General features: G+C 69.9%; 20 protein-coding genes. 5 read left to right on the top strand and 15 right to left on the bottom strand.

Annotation, left to right across the window (positions count from 1 at the left end; translation table 11 throughout):
• Positions 1–4 precede the first annotated feature (4 nt).
• Genes nuoL through AB0G20_RS37535 form a run of 12 tightly spaced genes read right to left on the bottom strand, consistent with a single transcriptional unit; the run spans position 5 to position 12,817 of the window.
• On the bottom strand, positions 5–1,969 hold the full coding sequence (gene nuoL, locus AB0G20_RS37590; RefSeq protein ID WP_361310858.1) for an NADH-quinone oxidoreductase subunit L: 1,965 nt from the start codon (positions 1,967–1,969) through the stop codon (positions 5–7).
• Between the two features lie 15 nt (positions 1,970–1,984).
• Complete coding sequence (gene nuoK, locus AB0G20_RS37585) at positions 1,985–2,284, bottom strand: NADH-quinone oxidoreductase subunit NuoK (RefSeq protein ID WP_003992252.1); 300 nt, start codon at positions 2,282–2,284, stop codon at positions 1,985–1,987.
• Positions 2,281–3,123: an NADH-quinone oxidoreductase subunit J gene (locus AB0G20_RS37580; protein WP_361310856.1), complete on the bottom strand. Its 843-nt coding sequence runs from the start codon at positions 3,121–3,123 to the stop codon at positions 2,281–2,283. The genes nuoK and AB0G20_RS37580 overlap by 4 nt, the downstream gene beginning before the upstream one ends.
• Positions 3,120–3,761: an NADH-quinone oxidoreductase subunit NuoI gene (gene nuoI, locus AB0G20_RS37575; RefSeq protein WP_361310853.1), complete on the bottom strand. Its 642-nt coding sequence runs from the start codon at positions 3,759–3,761 to the stop codon at positions 3,120–3,122. The genes AB0G20_RS37580 and nuoI overlap by 4 nt, the downstream gene beginning before the upstream one ends.
• Entirely contained in the window at positions 3,754–5,130 is a 1,377-nt protein-coding gene (gene nuoH / locus AB0G20_RS37570; protein WP_361310850.1) for an NADH-quinone oxidoreductase subunit NuoH, read from the bottom strand. Before nuoH ends, nuoI begins: the two co-directional genes overlap by 8 nt.
• Complete coding sequence (locus AB0G20_RS37565) at positions 5,127–7,631, bottom strand: NADH-quinone oxidoreductase subunit G (protein WP_361310847.1); 2,505 nt, start codon at positions 7,629–7,631, stop codon at positions 5,127–5,129. Before AB0G20_RS37565 ends, nuoH begins: the two co-directional genes overlap by 4 nt.
• Complete coding sequence (nuoF, locus tag AB0G20_RS37560) at positions 7,628–8,977, bottom strand: NADH-quinone oxidoreductase subunit NuoF (protein ID WP_361310845.1); 1,350 nt, start codon at positions 8,975–8,977, stop codon at positions 7,628–7,630. The genes AB0G20_RS37565 and nuoF overlap by 4 nt, the downstream gene beginning before the upstream one ends.
• Positions 8,974–9,834 (bottom strand): NADH-quinone oxidoreductase subunit NuoE, encoded by an 861-nt coding sequence (nuoE, locus tag AB0G20_RS37555; protein ID WP_361310842.1) that lies wholly within the window; start codon positions 9,832–9,834, stop codon positions 8,974–8,976. The genes nuoF and nuoE overlap by 4 nt, the downstream gene beginning before the upstream one ends.
• A complete protein-coding gene (locus AB0G20_RS37550; RefSeq protein ID WP_361310840.1) occupies positions 9,831–11,153 on the bottom strand; it encodes an NADH-quinone oxidoreductase subunit D in 1,323 nt (440 codons plus the stop codon). Before AB0G20_RS37550 ends, nuoE begins: the two co-directional genes overlap by 4 nt.
• Entirely contained in the window at positions 11,150–11,893 is a 744-nt protein-coding gene (locus AB0G20_RS37545) for an NADH-quinone oxidoreductase subunit C (protein WP_361310838.1), read from the bottom strand. Before AB0G20_RS37545 ends, AB0G20_RS37550 begins: the two co-directional genes overlap by 4 nt.
• Positions 11,890–12,444, bottom strand: a complete 555-nt coding sequence (locus AB0G20_RS37540; protein WP_018528252.1) for an NADH-quinone oxidoreductase subunit B — start codon at positions 12,442–12,444, stop codon at positions 11,890–11,892. Before AB0G20_RS37540 ends, AB0G20_RS37545 begins: the two co-directional genes overlap by 4 nt.
• 13 nt (positions 12,445–12,457) lie before the next feature.
• Positions 12,458–12,817 (bottom strand): NADH-quinone oxidoreductase subunit A, encoded by a 360-nt coding sequence (locus AB0G20_RS37535; protein ID WP_003974383.1) that lies wholly within the window; start codon positions 12,815–12,817, stop codon positions 12,458–12,460.
• A 725-nt stretch (positions 12,818–13,542) separates the two neighbouring features.
• Between AB0G20_RS37535 and AB0G20_RS37530 the strand changes: the two genes are divergently transcribed.
• On the top strand, positions 13,543–14,382 hold the full coding sequence (locus tag AB0G20_RS37530) for a C40 family peptidase (RefSeq protein ID WP_361310942.1): 840 nt from the start codon (positions 13,543–13,545) through the stop codon (positions 14,380–14,382).
• A gap of 454 nt (positions 14,383–14,836) precedes the next feature.
• On the top strand, positions 14,837–15,463 hold the full coding sequence (def, locus tag AB0G20_RS37525; RefSeq protein ID WP_361310836.1) for a peptide deformylase: 627 nt from the start codon (positions 14,837–14,839) through the stop codon (positions 15,461–15,463).
• Positions 15,464–15,644: 181 nt separating this feature from the next.
• On the opposite strand, the gene AB0G20_RS37520 is transcribed toward def, so the two are convergent.
• A complete protein-coding gene (locus AB0G20_RS37520; protein WP_142160740.1) occupies positions 15,645–16,937 on the bottom strand; it encodes a geranylgeranyl reductase family protein in 1,293 nt (430 codons plus the stop codon).
• Between the two features lie 100 nt (positions 16,938–17,037).
• Between AB0G20_RS37520 and AB0G20_RS37515 the strand changes: the two genes are divergently transcribed.
• Positions 17,038–17,562 (top strand): GNAT family N-acetyltransferase, encoded by a 525-nt coding sequence (locus AB0G20_RS37515; protein ID WP_361310832.1) that lies wholly within the window; start codon positions 17,038–17,040, stop codon positions 17,560–17,562.
• A 110-nt stretch (positions 17,563–17,672) separates the two neighbouring features.
• Complete coding sequence (locus tag AB0G20_RS37510; protein WP_361310939.1) at positions 17,673–17,984, top strand: PASTA domain-containing protein; 312 nt, start codon at positions 17,673–17,675, stop codon at positions 17,982–17,984.
• A 2-nt stretch (positions 17,985–17,986) separates the two neighbouring features.
• On the opposite strand, the gene AB0G20_RS37505 is transcribed toward AB0G20_RS37510, so the two are convergent.
• On the bottom strand, positions 17,987–18,682 hold the full coding sequence (locus tag AB0G20_RS37505; RefSeq protein WP_361310829.1) for a demethylmenaquinone methyltransferase: 696 nt from the start codon (positions 18,680–18,682) through the stop codon (positions 17,987–17,989).
• A gap of 121 nt (positions 18,683–18,803) precedes the next feature.
• Entirely contained in the window at positions 18,804–19,187 is a 384-nt protein-coding gene (locus AB0G20_RS37500) for a hypothetical protein (RefSeq protein WP_361310826.1), read from the bottom strand.
• 209 nt (positions 19,188–19,396) lie between these two features.
• On the opposite strand from AB0G20_RS37500, the gene AB0G20_RS37495 reads away from it, so the two are divergent.
• Positions 19,397–20,416, top strand: a complete 1,020-nt coding sequence (locus tag AB0G20_RS37495; RefSeq protein WP_361310823.1) for a chitinase — start codon at positions 19,397–19,399, stop codon at positions 20,414–20,416.

Here is a 20,416-nt window from a genome sequence, read left to right as displayed (position 1 = left end):
GGTATCAGACCGCCCTCATCAGCAGGGTCGCGGCGACGATGACCGCCGCACCCCCGAACATCGAGACCGCGTAGGAGCGGGCGAAGCCGTTCTGCAGCCTGCGCATCCGCCCGGAGAGGCCGCCGACCGAGGCCGCCGTGCCGTTGACGACGCCGTCGACCAGGGTGTGGTCGACGTAGACCAGGGACCGCGTGAGGTGCTCGCCACCGCGGACCAGGACGACGTGGTTGAAGTCGTCCTGGAGCAGGTCTCGGCGGGCGGCCCGGGTGAGCAGCGAGCCGCGCGGGGCGACGGCCGGGACCGGGCGGCGGCCGTACTGGGCCCAGGCGAGGGCGACACCGATGATCATGCAGGCGACGGTCGCACCGGTGACCACACCCGCGCTGATCGGCGGGTTGCCGTGGCTGTGCCCGGTGATCGGCTCCAGCCAGTGCATGAACCGGTCGCCGATGCTGAAGAACGCACCACCGGCCACCGACCCGACGGCCAGCACGATCATCGGGATCGTCATGACCTTGGGCGACTCGTGCGGATGCGGCGGGGTGTACTCGCCGCGCGTCTCGGCGGCGGGCTCCGCGCTCGGCGCGGCCGGGGAGGGCGTCGGGGCGTTGCGCCAGCGCTCCTCGCCGAAGAACGTCATCAGCATCACGCGCGTCATGTAGAACGCGGTGATGGCCGCGCCGAGCAGGGCGCAGGCGCCGAGGATCCAGCCCTCGGTGCCGCCCTTGGCGAACGCCGCCTCGATGATCTTGTCCTTGGAGAAGAACCCGGACAGGCCCGGGAAGCCGATGATCGCCAGGTAGCCGAGGCCGAAGGTGATGAACGTGATCGGCATGTACTTGCGCAGTCCGCCGTAGCGGCGCATGTCGACCTCGTCGTTCATGCCGTGCATGACCGAGCCGGCGCCGAGGAACAGGCCGGCCTTGAAGAAGCCGTGCGTCACCAGGTGCATGATCGCGAAGACGTAGCCGATGGGGCCGAGGCCCGCGGCGAGGATCATGTAGCCGATCTGCGACATGGTCGAGCCGGCCAGGGCCTTCTTGATGTCGTCCTTCGCGCAACCGACGATCGCACCGAACAGGAGCGTGACCGCGCCGACGATGGTGACGACCAGCTGCGCGTCCGGGGCGCCGTTGAAGACGGCCGCGGAGCGGACGATCAGGTAGACGCCCGCCGTCACCATGGTCGCCGCGTGGATGAGGGCCGAGACCGGGGTCGGGCCCTCCATCGCGTCCCCGAGCCAGGACTGCAGCGGCACCTGGGCGGACTTGCCGCAGGCGGCGAGGAGCAGCATCAGCGCGATCGCGGTCAGCTTGTCCTCACCGGCGGCACCGGCGAGACCGGCCTCCCCGTGGCCGCCGAGCACCGGCCCGAAGGCGAAGGTGCCGAACCACAGGAACATCAGCATGATCGCGATGGACAGGCCCATGTCGCCGACGCGGTTGACCAGGAAGGCCTTCTTCGCCGCCGTGGCGGCGCTGGGCTTGTGCTGCCAGAAGCCGATCAGCAGGTAGGAGGCGAGACCGACGCCCTCCCAGCCGACGTACAGCAGCAGGTAGTTGTCGGCGAGGACGAGGATCAGCATCGCCGCGAGGAACAGGTTCAGATAGCCGAAGAAGCGGCGGCGCCGCTCGTCGTGCTCCATGTACCCGACGGAGTACAGGTGGATCAGGGAGCCGACGCCCGTGATCAGCAGCACGAACGTCATCGACAACTGGTCGAGCTGGAAGGCGACGTCCGCCTGGAAGCCTTCCACCGGGATCCAGCTGAACAGGTGCTGGCTCATCTCGCGGTTCTCGGCGTCCCGGCCCAGCATGTCGGTGAACAGCACCAGGCCGAGCACGAAGGAGACGGCCGCGAGCAGGGTGCCGAGCCAGTGGCCGACGGCATCCAGCCGGCGTCCGCCGCACAGCAGGACCGCCGCTCCGAGCAGGGGCGCCGCCACCAGCAGCGCAATGAGGTTCTCCACGATTCTTCCGACCCCTTACAGCTTCATCAGGCTGGCGTCGTCGACCGAGGCCGAGTGGCGGGCACGGAACAGGGACACGATGATCGCGAGCCCGACCACGACCTCGGCGGCGGCGACGACCATCGTGAAGAAGGCGATGATCTGGCCGTCGAGGTTGCCGTGCATCCGGGAGAAGGCGACGAACGCGAGGTTGCAGGCGTTGAGCATGAGCTCGATGCACATGAACACGACGATCGCGTTGCGCCTGATCAGCACGCCGGTGGCGCCGATCGTGAACAACAGGGCCGCGAGGTAGAGGTAGTTGACGGGGTTCACTTCGACGCCTCCTCGGGCCGCTGGAACTTCGCCGGCCCGACCGCCCTGCGCCCCAGCCGCTCCTCGGACCGCCGCTCCAGGGCCTTGAGGTCGTTGAGCGCCTCCTGCGACACGTCACGGATCTGGCCGCGCTCGCGCAGGGTCTTGCTGACGGTGAGCTCGGACGGCGTGCCGTCGGGCAGCAGGCCCGCGATGTCGACCGCGTTGTGCCGGGCGTACACACCGGGCGCCGGCAGCGGCGGCAGTTGCTTGCCTCCGCGGACCCGCTCCTCGGAGAGTTCGCGCTGGGTCTTGGCCCGCTCGGTGCGCTCGCGGTGGGTGAGCACCATGGCGCCGACGGCGGCCGTGATGAGCAGGGCGCCGGTGATCTCGAACGCGAAGACGTACTTGGTGAAGATGAGGGCGGCCAGGCCCTCCACATTGCCGCCGGCGTTCGCCTGGCCGATGCCGCTGAACTCCGTCAGGGACGCGTGGCCGATCCCGGCGAACAGCAGGACGCCGAAGCCGAGTCCGCACAGCAGGGCCAGCCAGCGCTGGCCCTTGATGGTCTCCTTCAGGGAGTCCGCCGCGGTGACGCCGACCAGCATCACCACGAACAGGAACAGCATCATGATCGCGCCGGTGTAGACGATGATCTGGACGACGCCCAGGAAGTAGGCGCCGTTGGCGAGGTAGAACACCGCCAGGATGATCATGGTCCCGGCGAGGCTGAGCGCGCTGTGCACGGCCCTCTTCATGAGGATGGTGCCCAGGGCGCCCAGCACCGCGACGGTGCCGAGCATCCAGAACTGGACGGCCTCTCCGGTGGAGGTGGAGTAGGCGGCGAGCTGGGTGGTCATCGGCCGGTCACCCCCTCCGACGCGGGTTCCGTCCCGCCGAAGGTCGAGTCGGCCTCCTGCACGACCTCGCCCTTGGAGTGGGCGACCTGCTGCTCGGTGCCGGGAGCCGCCTCCGTCACCAGGCCCCGGTAGTAGTCCTGTTCGTCCGTCCCGGGGTAGATGGCGTGGGGCGAGTCGACCATGCCCTCCTCGAGACCGGCGAGCAGCTGCTCCTTGGTGTAGATGAGGTTGGCCCGGCTGGAGTCGGCCAGCTCGAACTCGTTGGTCATCGTGAGCGCGCGGGTGGGGCAGGCCTCGATGCACAGGCCGCACAGGATGCAGCGGGCGTAGTTGATCTGGTAGACGCGGCCGTACCGCTCGCCCGGCGAGTAGCGCTCCTCTTCGGTGTTGTCCGCGCCCTCGACGTAGATCGCGTCGGCGGGGCAGGCCCAGGCGCACAGTTCGCAGCCGACGCACTTCTCCAGGCCGTCCGGATGGCGGTTGAGCTGGTGCCGTCCGTGGAAGCGCGGAGCCGTGGTCTTCTGCTGCTCCGGGTACTGCTCGGTCAGCCGCTTCTTGAACATGGCCTTGAAGGTCACGCCGAAGCCGGCCACGGGGTTCTGGAAACCGGGATTGGTGTCCTTGGGTTCCTCAGTCATCGGACGCCTCCTTTCCATCCGTAGTTCCGCCCAGAGATCCGTCACTCTGAGTATCGGGCCCGCCACTGACAATCAGCTCCCGCTCACGGCGTGAGCGGCGGCGCGGGACCGGCGGAAGTTCCTGTCCGGGCAGGGGCGGTACGGGGAATCCGCCCGCCATCGGGTCGAAGGCGGCCGGGGTCTCGGCCGGCTGTTCGGCCTTCTTGGCCTTCTCGCGGAACATGTCGGCGACGAAGGAGAGCAGCAGCAGGGCGAGTACGCCGCCGCCCACGTAGAGGGCGATGTCGGCGAAGTCGTAGCCCTCGTTCCTGAAGGCCCGGACGCAGGCGACGAGCATCAGCCACACCAGCGAGACCGGGATGAGGACCTTCCAGCCGAGCTTCATCAGCTGGTCGTAGCGGACGCGCGGGAGCGTGCCGCGGATCCAGATGAACATGAACAGCAGCAGTTGGACCTTGACCGTGAACCACAGCAGCGGCCACCAGCCGTGGTTGGCGCCTTCCCAGAAGGTGCTGATCGGCCAGGGGGCCCGCCAGCCGCCGAGGAAGAGCGTGGTGGCGACGGCCGAGACGGTCACCATGTTGACGTACTCGGCGAGCATGAACATCGCGAACTTGATCGACGAGTACTCGGTGTTGAAGCCGCCGACCAGGTCGCCCTCGGACTCCGGCATGTCGAACGGGGCGCGGTTGGTCTCGCCGACCATCGTCACGATGTAGATGACGAAGGAGACCGGCAGCAGCACGATGTACCAGCGGTCGGCCTGCTGTTCGACGATCGTCGACGTCGACATCGACCCCGAGTAGAGGAAGACGGACGCGAAGGCGGCGCCCATCGCGATCTCGTAGGAGATCATCTGCGCGCAGGAGCGCAGGCCGCCCAGCAGCGGGTACGTCGAGCCGGAACTCCAGCCCGCCAGCACGATGCCGTAGATGCCGACCGAGGCGACCGCGAGGATGTAGAGCATCGCGATCGGCAGGTCGGTGAGCTGCATCGTGGTGCGCTGGCCGAAGATCGAGATCTCGTTGCCGGCCGGGCCGAAGGGGATCACCGCGATCGCCATGAAGGCCGGGATCGCCGCGATGATCGGCGCGAGGACGTACACCGCCTTGTCCGCGCGCTTGACGATCACGTCCTCCTTCAGCATCAGCTTGATGCCGTCGGCGAGCGACTGGAGCATGCCCCAGGGGCCGTGCCGGTTGGGGCCGATGCGCAGCTGCATCCAGGCGACGACCTTGCGCTCCATGACGATGGAGACCAGCACGGTCACCATCAGGAAGGCGAAGCAGAACACCGCCTTGATGGCGACCAGCCACCAGGGGTCGGTGCCGAACATCGAGAGGTCTTCAGCGGCGAGGTACGGGCTCATGCCTCCACCTCCTTGGGGGCCTCGCCGGCGAGCGTCGCCGGGCCGATGCGGACGAGGGAGCCGGGCCGCGCCCCGGTGTCGGAGGCGACGCCGCCGCCGGTGGAGTTCAGCGGGAGCCAGACCACCCGGTCGGGCATCTCACTGATCTGGAGGGGGAGCTCCACGACGCCCCGGGGGCCGGTCACCGCGAGCAGGTCGCCGTCCTTGACGCCCGCCTCGGCGGCCGTCGCGGCCGACACCCGCGCGCGTGCGGCGTGCCGGGTTCCGGCGAGTGCCTCGTCGCCCTGCTGGAGGACGCCTTGGTCGAGCAGCAGCCGGTGCCCCGCGAGTACGGCTTCCCCGATGGCCGGCCGCGGCAGCGCGGCCGCGGTCTCCAGGGGTTCGCCGGCCCGCGGGCCGTCCCAGGCGCCGAGCCGGTCGATCTCGCCGCGTACGGTGCGCAGATCCGGCAGTCCGAGGTGGATGTCCATGGCGTCGGCCAGCATCTGCAGCACGCGCGCGTCGGTGGGCGCCAGGTGCCGGGTCATCTGGTCGGGCTTGAGCGCGGCCTCGAAGAAGCGGATCCGGCCTTCCCAGTTGAGGAAGGTGCCGGCCTTCTCGGCGACCGCTGCGACGGGCAGGACGACATCGGCCTTGCGGCTGATCTCGCTCGGCCGCAGTTCCAGCGAGACCAGGAAGCCCACCTCGTCGAGCGCCGCACGCGCGCGTGCCGGGTCGGGCAGGTCCGCGATCTCCACGCCCGCCACCAGCAGGGCCTGGAGCTCTCCGGTCGCCGCGCTCTCCACGATCTGGCCGGTGTCGCGGCCGTAGCGGTGCGGGAGACCGGCGACGCCCCAGACGCCGGCGACCTCGTCGCGCGCGCGTGGGTCGGTGGCCGGGCGACCGCCCGGCAGCAGCGACGGCAGCGCGCCCGCCTCGATCGCGCCGCGCTCCCCGGCCCGGCGCGGGATCCACACCAGCCGGGCGCCGGTCGAGGAGGCCGTGCGCGCGGCGGCGGTGAGCCCGCCGGCCACCGCGGCCAGCCGCTCGCCGACCACGATCACCGCACCCTCGGTGCGCAGCGCCTCGGCGGCGAGCGCACCGTCGTCCTCCAGGCCGGCGCCGCTCGCGAGCGCGTCCAGCCACTCGGTCTCGGTGCCGGGAGCGGCCGGCAGCAGCGTGCCACCGGCCTTCTCCAGGCCGCGCGTGGCGTGCGTGGCCAGGGAGTAGACCTTCTGTCCGTGCCGCCGCCATGCCTTGCGCAGCCGCAGGAAGACGCCGGGCGCCTCCTCCTCCGCCTCGAACCCGACCAGCAGGACGGCGGGGGCCTTCTCCAGCGCGGTGTACGTGACACCCGTGCCGTCGAGGTCCCGGCCGCGCCCGGCGATCTCGGCCGCGAGGAAGTCGGCCTCCTCGCTGCTGTGCACGCGCGCGCGGAAGTCGATGTCGTTGGTGTCGAGGGCCACGCGTGCGAACTTGCTGTACGCGTAGGCGTCCTCGACGGTGAGGCGGCCGCCGGTCAGGACTCCGGTGCGGCCCCGGGAGGCCAGCAGCCCCTGGGCCGCGATCTGCAGCGCCTCCGGCCAGGAGGCCGGTTCCAGGTCACCCTCGGCGTTGCGCACCAGCGGCGTGTCGAGCCGGTCCCGCTGCTGCGCGTACCGGAACCCGAACCGCCCCTTGTCGCAGATCCACTCCTCGTTGACCTCGGGGTCGTCGGCCGCGAGCCGCCGCATGACCTTGCCGCGCCGGTGGTCGGTGCGCGTGGCGCAGCCGCCGGAGCAGTGCTCGCACACCGACGGGGAGGAGACCAGGTCGAAGGGGCGGGAGCGGAATCGGTACGCCGCCGAGGTCAGCGCGCCGACCGGGCAGATCTGGATGGTGTTGCCGGAGAAGTAGGACTCGAACGGGTCGCCCTCGCCGGTGCCGACCTGCTGGAGCGCGCCGCGCTCGATCAGCTCGATCATCGGGTCGCCCGCGACCTGGTTGGAGAACCGGGTGCAGCGGGCGCACAGCACGCACCGCTCGCGGTCGAGCAGCACCTGCGTGGAGATCGGGACGGGCTTCTCGTAGGTCCGCTTCCGGCCGTCGAAACGGGAGTCGGCGTCGCCGTGCGACATGGCCTGGTTCTGCAGCGGGCACTCGCCGCCCTTGTCGCAGACCGGGCAGTCCAGCGGGTGGTTGATGAGCAGGAGCTCCATCACACCCTTCTGGGCCTTCTCCGCGACCGGCGAGGTGAGGTGGGTCTTCACCACCATCCCGTCGGTGCAGGTGATGGTGCAGGACGCCATCGGCTTGCGCTGGCCCTCGACCTCGACGATGCACTGGCGGCAGGCGCCGGCCGGGTCGAGCAGGGGGTGGTCGCAGAACCGGGGGATCTCGATGCCGAGCTGCTCGGCGGCCCGGATGACCAGGGTGCCCTTGGGCACACTGATCTCCGCGCCGTCGATCGTCAGCGACACGAGGTCCTCCGGCGGGACCGCCGCCTCTCCCCCGCCTGAGGGAGCGTTGGTGGTCACGGTCATGCGGTCACCTCCGTGCGGTCGGCCCAAGCCGTCGACTTGGCGGGGTCGAATGGACAGCCCCGGCCCGTGATGTGCTGCTCGTACTCCTCGCGGAAGTACTTGAGCGAGGAGAAGATCGGCGAGGCGGCGCCGTCGCCGAGGGCGCAGAAGGACTTGCCGTTGATGTTGTCGGCGATGTCGTTCAGCTTGTCGAGGTCGGACATCTGTCCCTTGCCGGCCTCGATGTCGCGCAGCAACTGCACGAGCCAGTAGGTCCCTTCGCGGCAGGGCGTGCACTTGCCGCAGGACTCGTGGGCGTAGAACTCGGTCCAGCGGGTGACGGCGCGGACCACGCAGGTCGTCTCGTCGAAGCACTGGAGAGCTTTGGTGCCGAGCATGGAACCCGCGGCGCCCACTCCTTCGTAGTCAAGGGGGACGTCGAGATGCTCGTCGGTGAACATCGGGGTCGAGGAGCCGCCCGGCGTCCAGAACTTGAGGCGGTGGCCGGGGCGCATCCCGCCGCTCATGTCGAGCAGCTGGCGGAGCGTGATCCCGAGCGGCGCCTCGTACTGACCGGGGCTGGCGACGTGGCCGGAGAGGGAGTAGAGCGTGAAGCCGGGCGACTTCTCACTGCCCATCGACCGGAACCATTCCTTGCCCCGCTGCATGATCGCGGGAACCGACGCGATCGATTCGACGTTGTTCACCACAGTCGGGCACGCATAGAGGCCCGCGACGGCAGGGAAGGGAGGACGAAGCCGCGGCTGCCCCCGGCGGCCTTCGAGCGAGTCCAGCAGTGCGGTCTCCTCACCGCAGATGTACGCGCCCGCGCCCGCGTGCACGGTGATGTCGAGGTTCAGTCCGCTGCCCTGGATGTTCTCGCCGAGGAAGCCGGCCTCGTACGCCTCGCGCACGGCCGAGTGCAACCGCCGCAGCACCGGGACGACTTCACCACGCAGATAGATGAAGGCATGCGACGACCTGATGGCGTAGCACGCGATGATCATGCCCTCGATGAGGCTGTGCGGGTTCGCGAAGAGGAGCGGGATGTCCTTGCACGTCCCCGGCTCCGACTCGTCGGCGTTGACAACGAGATAGTGCGGCTTGCCGTCCCCTTGCGGAATGAACTGCCACTTCATGCCCGTGGGGAATCCCGCGCCGCCGCGCCCGCGCAGACCGGAGTCCTTGACGTACGCGATCACGTCGTCCGGCGTCATGGCGAGCGCCTTGCGCAGCCCTTCGTAGCCGTCGTGCCGTCGGTACACGTCCAGCGTCCAGGACTTGTCCTCGTCCCAGAAGGCCGACAGCACCGGTGCGAGCAGCTTCTCGGGGCTCATGTCTTTCAGCTCGGGTGCCAAGGTCATCACTCCCCCTCCTCGGCGGCAGGCCCGGCCGGGTGGGCGGGGTCGGAGGCCGACGTGTCCTGCGGCGCGTCGTGCGAGCTCAAGTGCTCCGTCGGTGACGGCTCGTGCGGTGCCCCGGTCCGGGCCGCCTCACCGCGGGGGTGCACCACACGCGCGGGAGAGGCCTCCCCCTTGGCGAGCTTCAGGCCGACCAGGGAGGCGGGTCCCGCGCTTCCGCCGGACTCCACGGCCCCGTCCCGCTCGTCGGGGAAGCCGGCCAGGACCCGGGCGGTCTCCTTGAAGGTGCACATCCGGGCCCCGCGGGTGGGCGTGACCGGCCGTCCCTCGCGCAGGTCGTCGACGAGACGCTTGGCGCTGGCCGGGGTCTGGTTGTCGAAGAACTCCCAGTTGACCATCACCACCGGCGCGAAGTCGCAGGCCGCGTTGCACTCGATGTGCTCCAGGGTGACCTTGCCGTCGCCGGTGGTCTCGCCGTTGCCGACGCCGAGGTGCTCCTGGAGCTCCTCGAAGATCGCGTCCCCGCCCATGACGGCGCACAGGGTGTTGGTGCACACCCCCACCTGGTAGTCACCGCTCGGCCGGCGGCGGTACATGGTGTAGAAGGTGGCGACCGCGGTGACCTCGGCCGTGGTCAGGCCGAGCACGTCCGCGCAGAACCGCATGCCGGTGCGGGTCACGTGCCCTTCTTCGGCCTGCACGAGGTGCAGCAGCGGCAGGAGGGCGGACCGGGAGTCCGGGTAGCGGGCGATGATCTCGCGCGCGTCCGTCTCCAGACGGGCCCGGACGTCGTCCGGGTAGGCGGGTGCGGGCAGTTCGGGCATGCCCAGGCTGACGCCCCGCTCGGAAGACGATGTGGTCATCGGTCGACGCCTCCCATCACGGGGTCGATGGACGCGACGGCGACGATGACGTCGGCGACCTGGCCGCCCTCGCACATCGCCGCCATGGCCTGCAGGTTGGTGAAGGACGGGTCGCGGAAGTGGACCCGGTAGGGGCGGGTGCCGCCGTCGGACACGACGTGCACCCCGAGTTCGCCCTTGGGCGACTCGACCGCCGCGTACGCCTGTCCCGGCGGCACGCGGAAGCCCTCGGTGACCAGCTTGAAGTGGTGGATCAGGGCCTCCATGGAGGTGCCCATGATCTTCTTGATGTGGTCGAGGGAGTTGCCGAGGCCGTCGGGTCCCAGGGCCAGCTGGGCGGGCCAGGCGATCTTCTTGTCGGCGACCATGACCGGGCCGGGCTGGAGCCGGTCCAGGCACTGCTCGACGATCCTGAGCGACTGCCGCATCTCCTCCAGGCGGATGAGGAAGCGGCCGTAGGAGTCGCAGGTGTCGGCGGTCGGGATCTCGAAGTCGTACGTCTCGTAGCCGCAGTACGGCTGCGTCTTGCGCAGGTCGTGCGGCAGGCCCGTGGAGCGCAGGATCGGGCCCGTCGCGCCGAGGGCCATGCAGCCGGCCAGGTCGAGGTAGCCGACGTCCTGCATGCGGGCCTTGAAGATGGGGTTCCCGGTGGCGAGCTTGTCGTACTCCGGGAGGTTCTTCTTCATCTTCTTCACGAACTCGCGGATCTGGTCCACCGCGCCGGGCGGCAGGTCCTGGGCGAGTCCGCCGGGGCGGATGTACGCGTGGTTCATCCGCAGGCCGGTGATCAGCTCGTAGATATCGAGAATGAGTTCACGATCACGGAATCCGTAGATCATGATCGTGGTCGCGCCGAGCTCCATGCCGCCGGTGGCGATGCACACCAGGTGCGAGGAGAGCCGGTTCAGCTCCATCAGGAGCACGCGGATGATCGTGGCCCGGTCCGGGATCTGGTCCTCGATGCCGAGGAGCTTCTCGACGCCGAGGCAGTACGCCGTCTCGTTGAAGAACGACGTCAGGTAGTCCATGCGCGTCACGAACGTGGTGCCCTGCGTCCACGTCCGGTACTCGAGGTTCTTCTCGATGCCGGTGTGCAGATAACCGATTCCGCAGCGGGCCTCGGTGACGGTCTCGCCGTCGATCTCCAGGATCAGGCGGAGCACGCCGTGGGTGGACGGGTGCTGCGGGCCCATGTTGACGACGATGCGCTCGTCGTCGGCCCGGGCCGCGGACTGGACGACCTCGTCCCAGTCGCCGCCGGTGACCGTATATACGGTGCCCTCTGTGGTCTCCCGAGGGGAGGCGTGCGATGTGCTCATGAGTACGACCTCCGCTGGTCCGGAGCCGGGATCTGGGCGCCCTTGTACTCGACGGGGATGCCGCCGAGGGGGTAGTCCTTGCGCTGCGGGAAGCCCTGCCAGTCGTCCGGCATCATGATCCGCGTCAGGGCCGGGTGGCCGTCGAAGACGATTCCGAAGAAGTCGTACGTCTCGCGCTCGTGCCAGTCGTTCGTCGGATAGACCTCGGACAGCGACGGGATGTGCGGGTCGCTGTCGGGGGCGCTGACCTCCAGGCGGATCACCCGGTTGTGGGTGATCGAGCGCAGGTGGTACACGGCGTGCAGCTCGCGGCCCTTGTCGTTCGGGTAGTGCACGCCGCTGACGCCGGTGCACAGCTCGAAGCGCAGGGCCGGGTCGTCGCGCAGGGTGCGGGCGACGCGGACGAGGTGCTCGCGTTCGATGTGGAAGGTCAGCTCGTCGCGGTCGACGACCGTCCTCTCGATGGCGTTCCCGGGGACCAGGCCCTGCTCCTCCAGCGCGCCCTCGAGCTCGTCGGCGACCTCGTCGAACCAGCCTCCGTAGGGGCGGGTCGCCGGTCCCGGGAGCCGGACCGAGCGGACCAGGCCGCCGTAGCCGGAGGTGTCGCCGCCGTTGTTGGCGCCGAACATGCCGCGCTGGACGCGGATCTCCTCGCCGCCGTCACCGCGCTGGCCCGGGAGGTTCGACGTGCTGAGGTCCTTCTCGGGGTTCGCGTCGTTGGTGCCGTTCGCGTCGCTCACCGCAGCAGCCCCTTCATCTCGATCGTGGGCAGGGCCTTGAGCGCCGCCTCCTCCGCCTCGCGGGCCGCCTCCTCGGCGTTCACGCCGAGCTTGGAGGACTGGATCTTCTGGTGGAGCTTGAGGATGGCGTCCATCAGCATCTCCGGCCGGGGCGGGCAGCCGGGGAGGTAGATGTCGACCGGCACGATGTGGTCGACGCCCTGGACGATGGCGTAGTTGTTGAACATGCCGCCGGAGGAGGCGCAGACCCCCATGGAGATCACCCACTTGGGGTTCGGCATCTGGTCGTAGACCTGCCGCAGCACCGGCGCCATCTTCTGGCTGACCCGGCCCGCGACGATCATCAGGTCCGCCTGCCGCGGCGAGCCGCGGAAGACCTCCATGCCGAAGCGCGCCAGGTCGTAGCGGCCGGCGCCGGTGGTCATCATCTCGATGGCACAGCAGGCGAGGCCGAACGTGGCCGGGAAGACGGACGACTTGCGCACCCAGCCCGCGGCCTGCTCGACGGTGGTCAGCAGGAAGCCGCTCGGCAGCTTTTCTTCGAGTCCCATGACGTGTGGCCCCTCAGTCCCATTCCAGGCCGCCGCGCCGCCATACGTACGCGTACGCGACGAAGACGGTGAGCACGAAGAGCAGCATCTCCACGAGCCCGAAGATCCCCAGGGCGTCGAAGGTGACGGCCCAGGGGTAGAGGAAGACGATCTCGATATCGAAGATGATGAAGAGCATCGCCGTCAGGTAGTACTTGATCGGGAAGCGCCCGCCGCCGGCCGGCGTGGGGGTCGGCTCGATGCCGCACTCGTAGGCCTCGAGCTTTGCGCGGTTGTACCGCTTGGGCCCGATCAACGTGGCCATGACCACGGAGAAGATCGCAAAGCCTGCCCCGAGGGCTCCCAGTACGAGGATGGGCGCATAAGCGTTCACCGCTCCTCGCTCCTCTCAGTCGGCACTGACTGCTGGCGGTTTGCATCGGGCTCACATCCGCCCCACCTGTCCCTCGAACCCCGCCCGCCCCGGCGAAGATCGGGAACATGTGAAGCAGGTCACAAGCCCAACCGCGTGCATCTTATGCCCGACGCTCTGTGATCTGCGACACGGGGTATTGCACAAGCTTTGTGATCTCCACCACCTGACGATCGATCATGAAGTCGGATGAGCGGTGATCTTCACACGCGAAGCGTCCGAGTGATCACGAGAGGTGACATTTTGGCTCGTCAGCGCAGGCCGGAGGGGGCGTCTCAATATCAAGATGGTTCTCGTGCATGCAAATTGGCGATGGACTTGATCTCTTGATAGAGGCGCGTTCACACATCAGGGGGGCATGCGGGGCGAGGTGTGGACGCGTGCACGCGTTCACGATCTTCGCGAGGCCGTGACCCGGCCGTGATCTTCGCGCCGGGACGCGACCGGCGGGGCAGCCGTTCCGTGACCTCCGTCACGTTGATGAGAGGTCCATGAGAACGGGGCTTGGCCAATCAACCCAACCGGTGGTAGGCGCGGGGCAATTCGGGCGTATTGATCAAACACCGTGATCACAGGCCGGTCACGGTGCGCCCGCAATGTCCGTTAAGGCGTCAATAAAGGGCCTCGTTCGGGGGTTTTGAGGGCCCGATTGAGTAACTGTGGCGCAGCACACGTTTCTTGAAGATATGAAGGAGCCCCTGGTACCGGTTATTCCCATGTCCCACACCGCTCACATACGCAGCCACCGGAAACCCCGCCGCAGCGCGACCTCATCGATCGCTCTGCGCGCCGGCGTTGCCGGTGGCGTTCTCAGCATGGCAGCGGCTGGTGCGTCGGCCTCGGCGAGCGCCGCCGAGCCGGTGACGCAGACCATCGAACTGCCCACCCTGACGGCCGACCTGTCCGCTCAGGTCGCCCAGTCCGCGGCCGCCACCCAGCAGGCCGCCGCGAACTACGAACTGCGCGCCGAGCGTGACGCCGCCGCCGCCAAGGCCGCGACGGAGGCCAAGAAGGACCTCGCCGAGGCGAAGAAGAAGGCGGAGGCCAAGAAGAAGGCCGCCGAGGCCGCCCGCAAGGCCGCCGCCGAGCGCGCCAACCGCAGCACCGAGCGCGCCACCCTGTCCGCGTCCGCCTCCGCGTCCGCCTCCACGTCGGTGTCGGCGCCCTCCAGCGGCAGCGTCGCGACCGTCATCGCGTTCCTCAAGGCCCAGGTGGGCGACGCCTACGTCATGGGCGCCACCGGTCCCAACGCCTGGGACTGCTCCTCCCTCGTGCAGGCCGCGTACAAGCAGGTTGGTGTGGACCTGCCGCGCGTCTCGCAGGACCAGTCGATGGCCGGCACGGACGTCTCGCTGTCGAACCTCCAGGTCGGCGACATCCTCTACTGGGGTGGCAAGGGCTCCGCGTACCACGTGGGTGTCTACATCGGAGACGGCCAGTACCTGGACGCGGCCAACCCGTCCAAGGGCGTCGTCATCCAGGACCTGTCGGGTTACCCGGCAGACGGCGCGGTGCGCGTCCTCTGACGTCACGCCCCGTCTGACACATCCGCACATACGGGCTCGAGGGTCGCTGCCGCACCGCGGCAACGGCCCTCCCGGCCTGTCCGGGGTCATCAGGCCCCGATTCCCCTCGGCCCGTCTCCGGGCCGCTCCAGGGGCCCTCACGGCCCTTCTCGGGCCCGCTCGGCACCGCAGCCTGCCCGTGCACTCCCGTCACTCCGGCACCCCGCGCCCGAATTGTCCTGACCTGGCGGGGTGTTGACGGTGAGCCGTGCGAGCGCACCCGCAACCTCGCTTCCGTAGCGAGCCGGAAGTCCGGTACGCCCCGGAATCACCCCGTCCGACGGCCGGGTGTGGCCGGACTGCTCCTGGGACCGACCCAGGTGTTCTGTTGTCATGAATCCCGAAGGGCGGAGAGGGCTCCCACGGCCGGAAGCCGCTCTCCCGCCACCACGGCACCATCACAGGGAGACAACAGATGCCAAGCGTCTTCGTGCAGGGACGGTCCGTCGACTCGTACCCGCGGCTCGCGCCCGAGGCCCGGCGGGGGAAGGTCCGGCGGATCACCGAGGCCGGCGAGGAGGTCCTGCACAAACCGTGCCGGGACGTCACCGAGTTCGGTCCGGACCTCGCCGCGCTCATCGACGACATGTTCCTGACCATGTACATCGCGGACGGGGCCGGGCTCGCGGCCAACCAGGTAGGGGTCGATCTGCGGGTGTTCGTGTACGACTGCCCGGACGACGACGGGGTGCGGCACGTCGGGCACATCGTCAACCCGGTCCTGGAGCCGCTCGACGCCTCGCACAGGAGGCTCCTCGACGAAGCGGAGGGCTGCCTCTCGGTTCCGGGCGCCACCATGGACGTGCCGCGTCCGGACCGGGCCGTGGTGCGCGGGTTCGACCGGGACGGAGAGCCGCTCGTGATCGAGGGCACCGGCTACTTCGCCCGGTGCCTCGCGCACGAGGCCGATCACTGCGACGGGCAGCTCTATCTGGACCGGCTCTCCCGGCGGGAGCGCAAGGACGCGCTGCGGCAGACGGCGGACCGGCGGGAGGCGGTGTACGCGCGCCGGGCCGCCAACATCGCGGCGTTGAGCGGTTGATCGGACCACCGGCACCACGGGCCCGGTTCCCCGCTCGGCCCGCCGGCAGCGCAGGCCGGCAGCCCGCTCGGGCCACCGGCTCTCGCGAGCCGGCCGCCGGCTGACGCGGCGCCGAGCACCCCTCGACGCGGCGTCGACGACCCGGCCGGGCCACCGGCACCGCAGGCCGCGGCCTCGCCGCTCAGGCCTTCGGTGCCACCCTGCTCAGCCCGTTGATGATGCGGTCCATCGCGTCACCGCCCGTCGGGTCGGTGAGGTTCGCGAGGAGCTTCAGCGTGAACTTCATCAGCATCGGGTGGGTGAGACCGCGCTGGGCCGCGATCTGCATGACCTTCGGGTTGCCGATGAGCTTCACGAAGGCGCGGCCGAGCGTGTAGTAGCCGCCGTAGGTGTCCTTCAGGACGCGCGGGTAGCGCTGGAGGGCCAGTTCGCGGCTCGCGGGGGTCGGCCGGGCGTGGGCCTGGACGATGACGTCGGCGGCGATCTGGCCGGACTCCATGGCGTAGGCGATGCCCTCGCCGTTGAAGGGGTTCACCAGGCCGCCGGCGTCACCGACGAGCAGCAGGCCCTTGGTGTAGTGCGGCTGGCGGTTGAAGGCCATGGGGAGCGCGGCGCCGCGGATCGGGCCGGTCATGTTGTCGGGCGTGTAGCCCCAGTCCTCCGGCATCGACGCGCACCAGGCCTTCAGGACCTCGCGCCAGTCCAGCTCCTTGAAGGAGTCGGAGGTGTTGAGCACGCCCAGGCCGACGTTCGAGGTGCCGTCGCCCATGCCGAAGATCCAGCCGTAGCCGGGCAGGAGGCGGTCCTCGGCGCCGCGGCGGTCCCACAGCTCCAGCCAGGACTCCAGGTAGTCGTCCTCGTGGCGCGGGCTGGTGAAGTACGTGCGCACCGCCACGCCCATCGGGCGGTCCTCACGGCGGTGCAGGCCCATCGCCAGGGACAGCCGGGTGGAGTTGCCGTCGGCGGCCACGACGAGCGGCGCCCGGAAGGTGACCTCGCGCTTCTCCTCGCCGAGCTTGGCGTGCACACCGGTGATGCGGCCCGTGCGCTCGTCCAGGATCGGCGCGCCCACGTTGCACCGCTCGAAGAGCCGGGCACCGGCCTTCTGCGCCTGCCGGGCGAGCTGCTCGTCGAAGTCGTCGCGCTTGCGGACGAGTCCGTAGTCGGGGAAGGAGGCGAGATCCGGCCAGTCGAGCTGGAGCCGCACCCCGCCGCCGATGATGCGCAGGCCCTTGTTGCGCAGCCAGCCGGCCTCTTCCGAGATGTCGATGCCCATCGCCACCAGCTGCTTGACGGCACGCGGGGTGAGGCCGTCGCCGCAGACCTTCTCGCGGGGGAACTCGGTCTTCTCCAGCAGGAGGACGTCGAGTCCCGCCTTGGCGAGGTGGTAGGCGGTGGTGGAGCCGGCCGGCCCCGCGCCCACGACGATCACATCGGCGGTGTTCTCGGAGAGGGGCTCGGTCACGACGGTCACGGCGGGATCTCCCCAAGTTCGTCAATCTTGCGTGCCGACCGGCACTGGACATGGGCAGTCTATGCAGCAGCATTCATCACCCGGCTGAAGGGCTGCCTCCGTGAATCGAGCTCTCCCCGCTGTGCGGCTTCGCGTCCCCACCCACGAGGACGCGATCGTCTGGCACCGGATCTTCGACGACCCGGACGTCATGGAGTTCCAGGGCGGCAGGGCCGCGGAGCTCTCGGTCTACGAGGAGCTCACCGCCCGCCAGCGCCGGCACGACGCCGAGCTCGGTTTCTGCCTGTGGACCGTGCTCGACGAGTCGGGGCAGGTCATCGGCTTCACCGGCGCCCAGCCGTGGGAGCGGACCTGGGGCCCGGCCGGGGAGATCGAGATCGGCTGGCGGCTGGGCCGGGAGCACTGGGGCAAGGGCTACGTCACGGCGGCCGCGTGGCAGACGCTGGAGCGGATGCGGGCGACCGGGGTACCGGGCGTCGTGGCGATGGTCGACGCCCGCAACAGCCGGTCCATCGCGGTGACACAGCGCCTGGGGATGCGCCTCGCCGAGACGTTCACGACACCGTCCGCGCAGCGCGCGGGGCACTGCTACCGGCTCGATCTCCAGGCCGTTGACGCAGAGTAGCCGACTGTCACAGAAAGACACCTGTCGCTTCCGGTCGGTACGGGGCGGGAGTTACCCTTCCTGTACCGCTGGGGGTGACATCTGTGCACATATCCCGCAAGACACCCGAAGTGCGCGTGCCGCGTCTGGTCGGCCTGATGGCCGTGGACGCGCGGGAGACGGCCCGGGCGCAGGGTCTCCTCCTCAGCGCGCCGGACCGGCCCGAGCTCTCTCTCGTCGTCGTCGACTACGTCGTACGCCAGTACCCGCAGCCCGGTGCCGAGGTGCCGCGGGACTCGATGGTCTACGTGTGGTTCGACTTCGGGCCCGGTGAGGGCGGCGGGGGCGTGCACGAACCGCGGATCCCGCGTCCGCCCAGGGGCGGTTTCCAGCGCGAGCTGGACGAGCCGGGCGACCCTCACATGGTCCTCAGCTCGCCGTAGGGTCAGCTCGCCTTGAAGCCCCGGTGCAGGGCGACGATCCCGCCGCTCAGGTTGCGCCAGGCCACCCGAGACCAGCCGGCCTCGCCCAGCCGCTCGGCCAGCGCGGGCTGGTCGGGCCAGGCCCGGATGGACTCGGCGAGGTAGACGTAGGCGTCGGGGTTGGAGGACACCGCCCGCGCCACCGGCGGCAGGGCGCGCATCAGGTACTCGGTGTAGACGGTGCGGAACGGCGCCCAGGTGGGGTGCGAGAACTCGCAGATCACGACCCGCCCGCCGGGCCGGGTCACCCGGTACATCTCCCGCAGGGCGGCGTCCGTGTCCTGCACGTTGCGCAGCCCGAAGGAGATGGTGACGGCGTCGAAGGTGTCGTCCTTGAAGGGGAGCCGCGTCGCGTCCCCGGCGGTGTAGGGCAGCCAGGGCTGCCGCTGCTTGCCGACCCGGAGCATGCCCTGGGAGAAGTCGCACGGGACGACGTAGGCGCCGGTCCGGGCGAAGGGCAGCGAGGACGTGCCCGTGCCCGCCGCCAGGTCGAGGACCTTCTGCGCGGGGCGCGCGTCGACCGCCTTGGCGACCTCCTTGCGCCATCGCCGGTCCTGGCCGAGGGACAGCACGTCGTTGGTCAGGTCGTACCGTTCCGCCACGTCGTCGAACATCGAGGCGACTTCGTGCGGCTGCTTGTCCAGGGATGCGCGGGTCACGGGCCCATTCTTGCAGCACCCCCTCCGGGCAGGAGCCGCGGCTTCTTCCGTGCCGCCAGGTCCTCCACGGGCGCGGCGCCGGCCGCGGGAAGGGGTGGTCGTGGTCATGGAGCGCCCCCGGTCAGTTGGCGCCGGCGGAGGCGGACGGGGACGGGGTGGTGCCGCTCGCGACTTCCCGGGCCGGAGCCGACGGGACGCCGCTGGGCCGGGCCCCCGCTTCGCCGGGGCCGCCCGGAATGCCCTGCGGTTGGCCGCCGCCGGGCCCCGCACCTGCGAACGGCAGCAACTGCGACGGCGTCAGGGACGTCCCCCAGCCCATGAAGGCCGCGCCGAGGACGGCCGCGTACCCGAGGCAGACGGCCCCCAGGAGGAGGCCGATCCGGCGCAGCAGCCGGGCGCGGCGTCCGGAGTTGTCAACGAACACGGGGCCTTCGGCGGACCCGTTGCCGCGTTTGCGGCGGCGACCGCGAGGGGCGCGGTTTTCGATGGCAGGCTCGGAATGCATTCCCCGGACAGTAGGGCGCCTTTATGTGCTCTAAACTCGGGTTTTCTTGTGAGAGACCCGCGAGAAATGACAGAGGCTGTCCTTTCTCTGAGAGTTCTCGGGAATGCCCGCGGAACTCGCCGCGCGCAACCGACATCGTGAGACGTTTGCTGCCGGGAAACGTACTTCCTGTCCTACCCCCAGACCTCACGAGAACGGGAGCGCACGTCATGAGGAGTTACCGGAAACCGGCGGCGGCCGGGCTGGGCTGCCTGTTCGCCCTCGCCACCGCCGCATGCTCCGGGCAGGGCGACGCGGCCCCCTCGGCCCCCGCGGCGACGGCCGGCCCCAGCACCTCGTCCCCCGCCGGAACCGGCACGTCGTACGCCCCGTACGTCAGCGCCACCGAGGCCGCCGGCACCGACTCCGCAGGCTCCCCCACGGCGTACAACCTGGCGTTCGTCATAGCCGACGGCGACGACTGCACCCCGCGCTGGAACGGCACGCACGCCATCGGCGACTCGACGGTCACCTCCCGTATCGCGCGGCTCAAGGAGGACGGCGGCAAGGTCCGGGTCTCCTTCGGCGGCGCCTCCGGCAAGGAACTCGCGGCGAACTGCGACAGCGCCTCGGAACTGGCGGCGGCGTACGGCAAGGCCCTGGACGCGGCCGGGGCCACGCTCGCCGACTTCGACATCGAGGGCGACGAACTCTCCGACTCCGCCTCCGTCGCCCTGCGTTCGAAGGCGATCGCCCGGTTGCAGCAGGAACGCGGCGGCCTGGAGGTCTCGTTCACGCTCCCGGTGATGCCCTCGGGCCTGGACGAGGACGGCCTCGCACTGCTCGGTTCCGCCAACGACAACGGCGTACAGGTCTCCACGGTCAATCTCATGACGATGAACTACGGCTCTTCGTACGACGGTGACATGGGCGGCTACGCCCTCACGGCCGCCAAGGCCGCGCACACCCAGCTGAAGAAGGTCTTCGGCACCTCGGACGCGACCGCCTGGCAGGGCATGGCGCTCACCTCGATGATCGGCGTCAACGACGTCGACAACGAGACGTTCACGCTCGCGGACGCCGCCGAGGTCCGCGCCTTCGCCGAGGAGAAGGGCATCGCCTGGGTGTCGATGTGGTCGACGGCCCGGGACCGGCAGTGCGCGGACGGCTCCACGTCGGACAAGGCGGCGACCGACTGCAGCGGGGTGACGCAGGGTTCGGGGGCGTTCGGGAAGGCGTTCGCGGGCTGA

The organism is Streptomyces sp. NPDC024017 (assembly GCF_040638895.1).
Taxonomy (GTDB): domain Bacteria; phylum Actinomycetota; class Actinomycetes; order Streptomycetales; family Streptomycetaceae; genus Streptomyces.
Note: the sequence above shows the minus strand (reverse complement) of the source record. Positions and strands in the feature narration are given on the sequence as shown.